The organism is Frankia nepalensis, assembly GCF_016786325.1.
In the GTDB taxonomy this organism is placed as follows: domain Bacteria; phylum Actinomycetota; class Actinomycetes; order Frankiales; family Frankiaceae; genus Pseudofrankia; species Pseudofrankia nepalensis.
The window spans coordinates 1-11,759 of record NZ_JADWYU010000398.1; the positions used below are offsets into that span (position 1 = coordinate 1).

The 11,759-nt window shown below is 70.6% G+C and carries 9 protein-coding genes; 3 read left to right on the plus strand and 6 right to left on the minus strand.

Annotation, left to right across the window (positions count from 1 at the left end):
- The coding region (locus I6A81_RS42745; protein ID WP_238441628.1) for a tetratricopeptide repeat protein at nucleotides 1-379 on the minus strand (379 nt) is incomplete at its 3' end.
- Between the two features lie 438 nt (nucleotides 380-817).
- Here I6A81_RS42745 and I6A81_RS42750 point away from each other — a divergent pair.
- Nucleotides 818-3,532 carry an FHA domain-containing protein gene (locus I6A81_RS42750; protein WP_203001438.1) on the plus strand — a complete coding sequence of 905 codons (2,715 nt, stop codon included), beginning with the start codon at nucleotides 818-820 and terminating at the stop codon, nucleotides 3,530-3,532.
- Nucleotides 3,533-3,633: 101 nt separating this feature from the next.
- On the opposite strand, the gene I6A81_RS42755 is transcribed toward I6A81_RS42750, so the two are convergent.
- Nucleotides 3,634-5,235: a Na+/H+ antiporter gene (locus tag I6A81_RS42755; RefSeq protein ID WP_203001436.1), complete on the minus strand. Its 1,602-nt coding sequence runs from the start codon at nucleotides 5,233-5,235 to the stop codon at nucleotides 3,634-3,636.
- 54 nt (nucleotides 5,236-5,289) lie between these two features.
- Nucleotides 5,290-5,475 carry a helix-turn-helix transcriptional regulator gene (locus I6A81_RS42760; RefSeq protein ID WP_203001434.1) on the minus strand — a complete coding sequence of 62 codons (186 nt, stop codon included), beginning with the start codon at nucleotides 5,473-5,475 and terminating at the stop codon, nucleotides 5,290-5,292.
- Nucleotides 5,476-5,766: 291 nt separating this feature from the next.
- On the opposite strand from I6A81_RS42760, the gene I6A81_RS42765 reads away from it, so the two are divergent.
- The gene (locus tag I6A81_RS42765; RefSeq protein ID WP_307875266.1) at nucleotides 5,767-6,804 is read left to right on the plus strand and encodes a ferredoxin reductase; all 1,038 of its coding nucleotides are present in this window, start codon (nucleotides 5,767-5,769) and stop codon (nucleotides 6,802-6,804) included.
- A gap of 11 nt (nucleotides 6,805-6,815) precedes the next feature.
- On the plus strand, nucleotides 6,816-7,931 hold the full coding sequence (locus I6A81_RS42770; protein ID WP_203001430.1) for a fatty acid desaturase family protein: 1,116 nt from the start codon (nucleotides 6,816-6,818) through the stop codon (nucleotides 7,929-7,931).
- A 173-nt stretch (nucleotides 7,932-8,104) separates the two neighbouring features.
- Here I6A81_RS42770 and I6A81_RS42775 read toward each other — a convergent pair whose 3' ends face one another.
- The 3 genes from I6A81_RS42775 to I6A81_RS42785 form a co-directional block, all read right to left on the minus strand.
- A complete protein-coding gene (locus tag I6A81_RS42775; protein WP_238428561.1) occupies nucleotides 8,105-8,497 on the minus strand; it encodes an RtcB family protein in 393 nt (130 codons plus the stop codon).
- A 127-nt stretch (nucleotides 8,498-8,624) separates the two neighbouring features.
- On the minus strand, nucleotides 8,625-10,112 hold the full coding sequence (locus I6A81_RS42780) for a PP2C family protein-serine/threonine phosphatase (protein ID WP_203001428.1): 1,488 nt from the start codon (nucleotides 10,110-10,112) through the stop codon (nucleotides 8,625-8,627).
- Between the two features lie 211 nt (nucleotides 10,113-10,323).
- A complete protein-coding gene (locus I6A81_RS42785; RefSeq protein WP_203001426.1) occupies nucleotides 10,324-11,316 on the minus strand; it encodes an STAS domain-containing protein in 993 nt (330 codons plus the stop codon).
- Nucleotides 11,317-11,759 lie beyond the last annotated feature (443 nt).

An 11,759-nucleotide genomic window follows, 5' to 3' on the forward strand; every position in this document is an offset into this window, starting at 1 on the left:
CCAGGATTCCGACCAGGCAGATCAGCCCGAACACGACCGGCACCCGGCGGCGCGGGTCGCGCAGGTAACGCGCCGCCGCGGGGGGTGGGGGGGGGGTGGAGCGGGTGGGCGGCGGCGCGCGCGCCGGGCCGGCCGGCCGGACCGGCGCGCCGTCCGCGGTTTCGGAGAAGGCGTCCGCGGTTTCGGAGGAGGGCTGGGTCCGCGCGCCCGGCGCGGGCGTCGCGGTCGGCGCGAGGGCCTGGACCATGAGCTCCCGGGCCCGCGCGTCGTCAGGCGCACGCCGTAGCGCCTCCGCGCACATGGCCACCGACTCGTCCCTCAGGCCCTGCCCCAACAGGTGCTCGGCGAGGAGAAGCCGCAGCGGTAGATCGTCCGGCATCGCCGAGACCGCGCGCCGGAGGCTGTCGAGAAGAGGGTCAGCCCCACCTTCCGTGCCAGGAGGGATTTTCACAGCCCGCATCGTAGGGGTGAACACGCACAAACGGGATACCAATAGTCGGTCGGGCACTCGGCCTCGCACGTCTGGGCCTCGCGGCCCCCGCGACGCGACGCAGCCCATGCGTGCACGGCACCGGCGGCACCCCGCGCCGTCGGCCGCGATGCGCTGGAGTGCCGTCAGGGACGGTGCTCTGCGTCGCCCGGCGCAGCGAAGTGCGCCGTTCCCGCGACAATGGGCCAGGAAGGTGGGTCCGCCTACGGAGAATCCGCGACAGGTCGTGGTTCACGCGACGCGAGCGGTGCAGGCGGCTGCCCGGTCAGGATCGACGACCAGGAGCCTGGGTCGTTGTCGTAGCTCCGGAGCGTGATGGGAGAGGGCTTGTCGGCTGGTCTGACGGTTCGCCGCCGCGACGAGGTCCTCGTCGTGGAGCCGGGCCGGTCGTTCCTCGTGGGCCGGGACGCCACCGCCGATCTGGTGGTCGCCGACCCGCGAGTGTCCCGGCGCCACCTGCTGATCGAGCCGGCGGCCGAGGGCTGGGAGGTCGTGGACCTCAGCAGCGGCGGGACGTGGCTGGCCGGGCAGCGGGTGGGCCGGGTGCCGGTCGGCGCTCAGTCGGAGTTCCGCCTGGGCTCGGCGGACGGGCCGCGCGTCACCGTGGCCGTCGCTGTGGAGGCGGAGATCGAGGCGGGGGCGCCCGCCACCATGCCGATCCGGCGGTCGACGACGCCCCCGCTGCCCCGCGAGGGGACAGCGGTCCCGGCGTCGGACCGCGTGACGGACCCGGCAGGGCTCGGCCGGCCGGCCGCCGGCGCGCCCGGCCGCCCGCTCGACGACGACCTGACTCCGGTGCCGGGCGGGGAAGACGCTTCCGACAGCGCGGCGGTCGGCCGGCATCACGCCGAGCTGACCGCCCACATCGACGGTCTCGGCGCGCCCCCCGGCCCGCGGCTCGGGCCCGCCGGGCCGGGGCCCACGGCGGTGACCGAGTCCAGCGGCCAGGGCCGCGTCCACCCGCTGCGGCCCGGCCGGATGTCCGTCGGCCGCGCGCTGACGAACGACCTGGTCGTCGGCGACCTGCTCGCCTCCCGGAAGCACGCAGAGCTGTCCGTCGGCCCGGGCGGCGTGCGCGTCGTCGACCTCGGCTCGGCGAACGGCACCTACGTCAACGGCCGCCGGGTCGAACGGGCGTCGCTGCGTGCCGGCGACCTGATCGCCGTCGGCCACCACGTGTTCCACGCCGTCGGCGACGCCGATGACCCGCGGGCGGTCCCGACCCGGCTGACCGAGTATCTGGACACCGGCGACGTCGCCTTCGAGGTGGAGGGCCTGTGCGTCGACGTCGACGGGGCCCGGCTGCTGCACGACATCAGCTTCCGCCTGCCCGGGCGGTCGCTGCTCGCGGTGATCGGGCCCAGCGGGGCGGGGAAGACGACGCTGCTGGGCGCGCTCACCGGGTTCCGCCCGGCCGGCGCCGGAACCGTCCGCTACGCCGGCCGCGACCTGTACGCCGAGTACGACGAACTGCGCCGGCGCATCGGCTACGTGCCGCAGGACGACATCCTGCACACCACGCTCACCGTTCGCCAGGCCCTGGAGTACGGCGCCCGACTGCGTTTCCCCGCCGAGACCACCCGGGCCGAGCGCGGCGCGCGGGTGGACGCCGTGCTCGCCGAGCTCGGCCTCACCGCGCGCGGGGCGGACGAGCCCGACCTGGCCGACGCCACCGCGACCGGCGAGTGGACGCTGCCCAGCGGGGCCGACCTGTCCGAGCGGCGGGTCGCGACGCTGTCCGGCGGCCAGCGCAAGCGGACCAGCATCGCGCTCGAACTGCTCACCCAGCCGACCCTGCTCTATCTCGACGAGCCGACGTCCGGACTGGATCCCGGCCTCGACCAGGAGGTCATGCGGTCGCTGCGCGGACTCGCGGACGACGGGCGGACGGTCGTCGTCGCGACCCACAGCGTGGCCCAGCTCGACCTGTGCGACTTCCTGCTGGTCCTCACCCGGGGTGGGCATGTGGCCTACTTCGGCCCGCCTCCGGGCGCGTTACCCTTCCTCGGCCAGGCCAGCTGGGCGGACGCCTTCGGAGTCCTGGGGAGCGCCGACGGCGCGGCCAGGCTCGCCCGCCGCCACCGATCGGCGGCCCACCTCGCGAAGAACCCGCCCGCCACGCCGGTCACCCGGCGAGCTCGCGCGCCGCTGCCGACGCCGACGCCGCGCCAGCAGTCGATGCTCTCCCAGCTGCTCACCCTGAGCCGCCGGTACGCGCGGATCATCGCCGCCGACCACTCCTACCTGCACATGATCATCACCTATCCGTTCCTGCTGGGGCTCCTTCCCCGGCTGGTCGAGACCCCGCACGGGCTACGCCAGGTGCCGACGGGGGAGCCGAACCGGGACGCGATCCGGGTCCTGCTCGTCGTCACGCTCGTGGCGAGTTTCCTGGGCATGTCCAACGCGATCCGCGAGATCGTCAAGGAACGGCCCGTCTACCTGCGTGAACGCGCCATCGGCCTGTCCACCACCGCCTATCTCGGCTCCAAGGCGCTGGTCCTGACCGTGATTACTTCGGCGCAGAGCGTCGTGATCACCATCATCGGCTTCGCGGGCCGCCCCCCGGCCGACGGGCTGCTCACCGGTCATCCCATGGTCGAGATGACGGTCGTCGTCGCCGCGACCGCGACCGCCGCGGCCATGATGGGCCTCGCGGTGTCCGCGCTGGTCGACAACGCGGACAAGGCGATGCCGCCGCTGGTCGTGCTCTCCGCGGCGCAGCTGGTGCTGGCCGGCCCGCTGATCCCGCTCGCCGGCCGCCCCGGGCTCAACCAGCTGTCCTGGCTGTTACCCGGCCGCTGGGGCAACGCCGCCGCGGCCTCGGTGACCGATCTCATCGACGTCCAGAAGCTGACCGACCCACGTCTCAACCCGGGAGTCCCGCCCGATCCGCTGTGGCGGCACACGACGGGGACCCTGCTGCTCGACCTGGGCGCCCTCACCGCGCTCGGCCTGGCCAGCCTGGCCGCCGCCGGCCTGTTCCTCGGCCGGCTCGACCCCCGTTTCGCGCGCCCCGGCCCCGGCCGAGCGGTGCCCTGACCCGTCGGCGGCGGGTTCCGGCACTCCGCGCGAAGCCCGCCGAGAACACGGCAGCCGGACCCATGAATCGCGGATCCGGCTGTCAACAATGTCCCGAGACATCACATGGGGCCCCCAGGGGGGAGCGCTCCTTCTTCGTGGTCGAGTTCGTTTTCGAGGAGGCGGAGGGAGACGTCGGAGAGTTGTCCGGTGTCTCGCCAGAGCTGTAGCTCGTCGCGCTCGGCCTCGATCATGGTGCGTCGCACGCGGCCGAAGGTGTCCGTCGGGCTCTCGGGGGGGATCTGTTCGTCGGTAGGGGTGTTCAGCGTCTTCAGGCTGTCCACGCTGCGTTGTTTGCGGTCCTCCGCGGCTCGGCTGAGCCGTTTGGCGAGGATGCCGGGGATCGGTTCGTGCGCTTGGAGGGATCGCAGCGTTCGTAGGCCGGCCTCGGCCGCCGCTACGCGGGCTCGGGCGCGCTGGCGTCGGCCCTCGTCGGCGTCGGGCCGTACTCCGAGCCGCCGTAGCAGTGGTCCGAAGGTCAGGCCCTGCCCGACGAGGGTGAGCAGGACGGTGCTGTAGGCGCAGAACAGCAGCAGGTCGCGGTGGGGGAACCCGGCGGCGTCGGTGGACAGCGGCAGCGCGAACACGGCGGCGAGCGAGATCACGCCGCGCATCCCGGACCAGGACAGCGCCACGAGCTCACGGCTGGACAGGTGAGGGTGTGGGGACAGGAACCACAGCCGTGTCGGGAGCAGGGCGGGAACCAGCAGCCACAGCGCCCGGGTCAGGAGCACGCCGCCGACCGTCACCGCCGTCGCGGCCAGCACCGTGCCCAGGGGATAGTCCGCGATGGCGGGCACGATGGCGACGAACTGCTGGCCGATGAGGAGGAAGACGAATCCTTCGAGCAGCAGGTCCACCAGGCGCCACACGGCGAGGGCGTGCAGCCGGGCCGCGCCGGACAGCAGCTGCCGGGACTGGTGACCCAGGACGAGCCCGGCGGTGACGACCGCGAGGACGCCGGAGGCGTGCAGCGCCTCGGCCGGCAGGTAGGCGGCGAAGGGGGTGGCCAGCGAGATGGCCGTCTCGGCGACCGGCTCCTCGATCCGGCGCCGCAGTTGCCCGATGAGCCAGGCGACGGCGATCCCGACGGCGATCCCGCCGAGGGCGGCGGCCAGGAACTTTCCGGCGACGAACGGGACGTCGAACGGGCCGCCGACGACCGCGGCCACCGCCACCGTGTAGAGGGTCAGCGCCGTCGCGTCGTTGAGCAGGCTTTCGCCCTCGATGACGGTGCGTAGCCGGTCCGGCAGGCCTACGCGCCGTCCGATGGACAGGGCCGACACGGCGTCCGGTGGCGCCAGGGCCGCGCCGAGAGCGCAGGCGGCGGCGAACGGCAGACCCGGTACCACTGTGACCAACAGGCCGCCGATGACCAGCGCGGTGGCGACGACGAGCAGGACGGACAGGGAGATCACCGCTCGCAGGTTCGCCTGGATCTCCAGCAGGCTCGAGCTCAGCGCGGCGGAGAACAGCAACGGCGGGATGACCAGCACCAGAATGATGTCGGGCTCAAGCCGCAGGTCCGGGCCGGGCAGCAACGTGTAGACGGCGCTCGCGCCGACCAGAAGCACCGGGGCCGGGAGACCGAACCGGCTCGCGGCCAAGGCCGCCCCCACCACGAGGGCCATCGCGACGAGGCCGAACGCTACTCCACCCAGCATGCGTCGAGCCTGACCGGCCACGGGTGCCCACGCCGACGAGCGGCGGCTGCATGGTCAGTAGTCAGGCTGACCCTCCAGAAGCCAGGCTTCGACATCGCTTGCCCGCCAGAGATCGAAATACGGCACAGACTGGACAGGGCTGGGAAAATCCGGCCGGGCGCACAGCCGCCTGGCTCGTTCCGCCGAAATGGCCAACCGGTGGGCGATGCCCGCGGTCGTCCACAGATCATCGCCCGCCATACCGCCATGCTACGCGAGAACGCTCTCAAACCGTGAAGCCGTCGCCCCGGATCTTCCACGCGACCGCGGTGAGTTCGGGCCACGCGTCGGCCCTTTATGTCTTTCCGTAGGTCTTCCCGCCGGGATGGTCGACGGGGCGGGGGCGGGGCGGCGGTGTACCGTGCCGGCTGACGGGCCGAATATGCCGCTGGCCGAGGCCGGTGACCGTCTGGCGAAACCCCGCTCGCCCGCCCGCGTACAAGGAGATTGATGCTGGCTATCAGGGCATTTCTCGGTGCCGTGGCGGGCTCCATGACAAGTCCGCTGAGACCGGGCGACTTCCGGGCGACCATTAATCCGCTGTGGTCGCGGCACCGATTGTCCGGGCGTGTCGAGGAAATTTCTCCGGAGACGTCCGATACCTCGACGATCGTTGTCCGGCCCGGTCTGGGCTGGCGAGGAGGCCTGGCGGGTCAGCACGTCGGTGTCGACGTGAGCATCGACGGCGTGTGGCATCGGCGGACCTTCTCGCTGTCGTCCCCGCCCGGACGCCCGGACGGCCTCATCGCCATCACGGTGAAAGCGAGGCCAGACGGTGCGGTGTCCCGGCACATCGTGCACGCGCTGCGCCCGGGCCAGACCGTCCGGCTCGGGCATCCTTCGGGACGGTTCGTGCTGCCGGACGAACTGCCGGACCGCCTGCTTTTCGTGACCGCCGGCAGCGGGATCACCCCGGTGATGTCGATGCTGCGACACCTCGCCGAGGGCCGGCGGATGCCCGACGTCTTCCTCGCGCACTCCGCGCGGAACGCCTCGGAGGTCATCTTCGGTGAAGAACTTCGCCGGATCGCCGCCCAGTTCCCGAACGTGCGCCTGTACGAGCATCACACCCGCCCCGCGGGCGGCCGGCCCGCGGCACGGCTGACGATGGCAGCGCTGTCCGCGATCTGTACCGACATCCCGGAGCGGATGGCCTGGGTCTGCGGGCCGCTCGGAATGGTCGACGACGCCGAATCGTACTGGCGGGAGTCCGGCATCAGCGACCGTCTGCTTACGGAACGATTCCACTCGGTCGTATCCCCCGGTGGCGGGCAGGGCGGGAGGGTGCGTTTCATCCGGAGCGGGCGGGAGACCACCGCGACCGCGGATGTCTCACTGCTGGCCGCGGGCGAGGAAGCGGGCGTCCTCATGCCGAGCGGCTGCCAGATGGGGGTCTGCCACAGCTGCCTCGTCCCGCTCGTCGACGGCCGGGTCCGCGACCTGCGCACCGGCGAGGAATATGGCGCCCCGGGCGACCTCATCCAGACCTGCGTGTCCGCCCCCGCCCGCGACGTCGACATCGATCTGTGAGGAGCAGACGGATGGCAGCACCGACCCCTCTCAGCGCCGGTGACATCGAGGAACTGGGCGAGGAGCTTGACCGCCTCCGCGCGGAGGTCCTCGCGAGCAGAGGAGAGGACGACGCCCGGTACATCCGACGGGTGATCGCGGCTCAACGCGGACTGGAGGCCGGCGGCCGGCTGGTGATGTTCGCCTCCCTGCTGCCGCCGGCGTGGCTGGCTGGCACGGCGATGCTCACCCTCGCCAAGATCCTCGAGAACATGGAGATCGGCCACAACGTCCTGCACGGGCAGTGGGACTGGATGCGCGATCCCGGCATCCACTCCACCACCTGGGAATGGGACTCCGCGTCTCCCGCCGCCCAGTGGAAATATTCACACAACTATGTGCACCACACCTACACGAACGTTCTCGGCCGGGACCGGGATCTCGGGTACAGCATGCTACGGGTAGCTCCCGAGCAGCCGTGGCGCCCCGTCTACCTGGCTCAGCCGCTGTATAACCTCGCCCTCGCGGTCGTCTTCGAGTGGGGAATCGCGCTCTACGACGTCGAGATCGAAAGGGCCTGGCGCCGAGAAAAGGACCTGGACGAGACCCTGAGCCACCTCGGCGGCGCGCTTGAGAAGGTCGCCCGCCAGGGTCTGAAGGACTACGTCGTGTTTCCGTTGCTCGCCGGACCGGCGTTCCTCCCCGTGTTTCTGGGCAACCTCACCGCGAACGTCGCCAGGAACGTCTGGGCGCACAGCGTCATCTTCTGCGGACATTTTCCCGACGGCACCAGGACCTTCACCGAGGAGGAGATCGAAGGCGAGAGCCGGGGGGAGTGGTATCTGAGGCAGCTGCTCGGCTCCGCGAACATCAGCGGCCCGCCGGCGCTCCACCTCCTCACCGGCAACCTCAGCCACCAGATCGAGCACCACCTCTTTCCCGACCTGCCCAGCAACCGGTATGCGCAGATCGCGCCGCGGGTCCGCGCCCTGTGCGAACGGTTCGGCCTCCCGTACACGACCGGCACGCTGCCCCGGCAGACCGCGAACGTCTGGGGACGCATCCTGCGCCTGGCGCTACCCGGCCCCACGCGATCCAGGACAGGCGAGACCTCGCCCGAGCCGGTCATCCCCGCCCGCGCCGCCTGAGGCGCGCGCGTGGGGTACCGGCGCCGCCCGGCTGTCCAGCCGTGTGGCTGTGGGGCCGGTCCGGGGGCCACCCTCGTCGGCCGCGGGTGCGGGTGAACGATCGCGTCGAGCCTCTCCCGCCAAGGCGGGGCCGACGCGGCCGCCGGGCCGCCGAAACGGGGCCTCGTCGAGCCTCAGACGCCGGTGCCGCCGGTGCCGCCGGTGCCGCCGGTGACGACGGGGTCCATGCGTGCCACCAGGTAGAGGATGTCTTCTGGATCACCACTGGTGAGCACGCGATGGACCTCGCGGTACGCCTGGCGGTATTCGTCGAGGATGATCGCCACGCTGGCGGTCTCGACTGGTTCCCCGAGTTCGACCGCCGCGTTGGCGAGGTGGCGGGCGCCGCGGTTGGCACGCTGCGCGGTGACCATTCGCGCGGCGATTGCGTCGAGCCGATCTGGATCATTCATCGCGATCCCTTGCTCCCCGGTGTTGGAAGGCTTGCCTGTCGTCAGTGGTCTGCCCCTGACGGCGCTCGCCGACCGTTCGGTCCGGCCGTATCCCCGATCGCCGGTGGCGGTCATCGGATGCGCGGCTCCCCGGGCACTTCCTGGCCGGCGCCCAGCAGAGCGGGCAGGCCGTGAGGTCGTCGTCGATGGGAAGCGCGCCGGTCCCGCTCCAGCTCGGCGTGGCCCTGACGGCGTGGACTCACTACCCCAGCAGTGAGGCAGACGCGCGGGTGGGATCGGCGCCGCTGGCGACGCTGCGTTCCGGCCCGCTCCCACCATGCCAGTCCAGGCACAGGGCCGTCGCATCGTCACGCAACTGGTCGTCGCACGCGTCGCGCACGAGCCTGGTCAGGAACTGCACGAGTTCCCGGGGGTGCAGGCGTGTGGTCGCGGTCAACTCCGCGGACAAATCGACGCGTATCGCGTTCCGGTCGACCATCCCGTCGGTGACGAGAAGGAGGCGATCGCCAGGTCGGAGCTGGAGGACCCGAGCGGTGTAGCTGGACTCTGGGAACATCCCGAAAGGGGGGTCGGCGGGCCAGTGGACACACCTCACCTCGCCGCCCCGCACCCAGTAGCACGGAATATGCCCGGCGTTGACAGCCCTTACCTCACCGCTGGGCAGGTCGACCCGGAGCAACAGCCCGGTAACGAACTGCTCGGGGTCGGCATACTTGTTCATGACGGCGTTGGCTCGAGCGGCCACCGAGGCCAGATCGGTGCCAGCCTGCTCCCGGCGGACGTTGCGCAGGCTGCTGACCACCAGGGTGGCCAACAGGGCCGCGGCCAACCCGTGACCCATCGCGTCGGTGAGCGAGAGATCCAGGGTGGTGCGTCCGAAGGTGTAGTCGAAGGTATCCCCGGCCACCGTGGCCGCCGGCTCCATCCAACCCGCGATCGTTGCCTGGGCGGCCTCACAGGTGAAAGAATCCGGAAGCAGTCGGCGCTGCACCTCGGCGGCCAGCCTGAATGGTACGGAACGCCGCCCCCACTCGAACTGGTCAGTATAGCGCCGGTTCAACACGACTATGTAGGCGAATATATGCGCGGCAGCCCCGACCTCGTACAGTAGCCAGTCAAAGTCGTCATCCGCTTTTTCGACCCTTTTTGCCCCGGTCCGATCAATACGGCGGGGAAAGTGGACCTCGATGACCCCGATCGCCTCGCCGCGCGCCGTGACCGGTGCGTAGACGACCGTCCGGTCCTCAAGCTCGTATCTCGCCGGCCGCTGGGTCCGCAGAACGTCGCCCTGCGGCGTGCCGACGATCTGCACTCTTTCCGTCGGGCGGTCCCCGCCGTCCCTTCCGCCGAACTTCGCCAGATAACCACCAGAATGGTCGGCGATCAGAAACGAACTGCCAAGCGCCCCGAGGTCATTCACGAGTTGGCTGGCGAGCACGTCCACCGCGTCGGCGGGCGCGGCGCGTTCGACTGCCGTCAGCAACGCCAGCGCGTCAAACGTCCTCCGCCGACCCACACCCACCACACTAGGCCGACTCGGCGCGAACCACCACTCTGGGATCACGGGTGGCCACCGGTGGGCTGTGCCGACCTGGACCACTTCCCCAGCGCGAAGGAAGTCGTCCGACAGCGTCGAACGAGGCTTGCCGTAGTGGCCGGCGATCAGGGGTTCCGTGATGTTCGATGCGAGCGCCGGCCCGACCGATGGCTGGAAGGGGCGGCGTGCCATGCGTTCCGCGACAACCGTCCCAGGACGCGGCGAACTACACCCGCGCAGCGGACGAATCGGGCGTGACGCGGACCAGCGGCGGGGGTTTCTGGTGGTTCGGTGGTCACCGTGACTCTGGTCGATATAGCACGGAGGGTGTCGACGCAGTCGACTGGTCGGCGTCGGGTTTCGTGCGTCGGCGCCTGGCGGTTACGGGGCAGTTCCGATACGTCTAGTGTTCTGCTTGTCGAACCCGCGCGTTCTGGCGACCGGGTCGTGTCGTGTCGACGGGATCCCGCCGAGTCTTTTGCAGACGACGGGCGACCCGGCGGAGCTGGTATATGCGGCCCGTTCCGGGGATCGCGATCAGCAGTGCTCCCGCGATCGCCGCGAACAACATCGCGACCGCGAGCGGCAGGTGGCCGTTGAAACCCAGGAACGACACGTCGACCCGCTGGTTGTTCTGCAGAATGAAGACCAGCAGCAGGGTGAGCAGCAACGCGAACAGGATTGCCGCCGTCCACGTCCGGCTGGTGCGCGTGGACCGCGGGACGTGCTCTCGCGGTGCGGGCTGCGTGGCGTCCGTCTCGGGCGGCCGTGGGTCGGGCGATGGCTCGATGGTTGTCATGACGACTCCCTGCTTTGGCCTCGAAAACGTAGCGTGTGTGGATTGTCGAATGAGATCATCATGGTCTTCGGTGCGTCGAGACCGGTCCCAGGTCAGAACAGGCGGGCGCATGGCCCCCGCGACCGCGGCGGCCTGGTCGGGTGTCGGGGTGGCCAGCGCTGTGGGTCTGGCGTGTACATCCAGCCGGTCGACCAGGTGGGTCAGGTCGAACAGGCGGTAGATGTGGGGTCGGGCGGAGACGACCATGATGGGGGTGCTGGTCTGGGCGGCCTGGTTCGCGACGCCGACGAGGATGCCCAGGCCGCCGGCGTCAAGGAAGGACACGCCGTCGAGGTCGACCACCAGCGTCTGTGGCCGGAGGCCGAGGACGGCAGTCAGAGCCGCGCGGAACGTGTCGCTGGTGGCCATGTCGATCTCGCCGTGCGCGCGCACGATCGTTCTGTGCGGCGGCGCGTAGATCTCGACATGGAAGCGGGGGTCGCACCTGACGGGGGGCTGCGGAAAGAGGGCGGACAGGTAGAAGGAGCCTTGTGGCACGGTCACCAGGCTTCTGCCGAAGGAATTCGGTGCCGGTGCAAGCGGCCGACGGGAGCGCATGGCGTCCGGACACTCGGCTGGCTACTCAGACCTGGGACCTACTATAGTACGCCTTTTGCCCTCGCGCTGGATTCACGTGTTTCGTACGGCCTGGATGGCGTCGGCCTGGTCGGCCTGGTGAAAAAGTGATCATCTGGGCTCGTGCTGACAGCCGTCCCACTACGCGGGGAAGACCGCCGGATCGCCTCGCCTCATCCCAGGCGGTTTTCACGCACTAGTGCCGCCCCCGCCAAGGTTCGCCCTGTATCAACGTCGGACATGATCGCCGTTTCTGCCCCCTGGGGGTTGTGAACAGGTCCTGTTCACAACCCCCAGGGGGCACTATCCGCGATCACACGGAGCGGGCAGACGTTGGCGGTCGCGGCACTAGGGCGTGTATCTGGTTGCGATCTTTTCGTGATCGATTTTCGTGGTGGTTCCTGGTCCGGTAGAGCCCCGTGTAT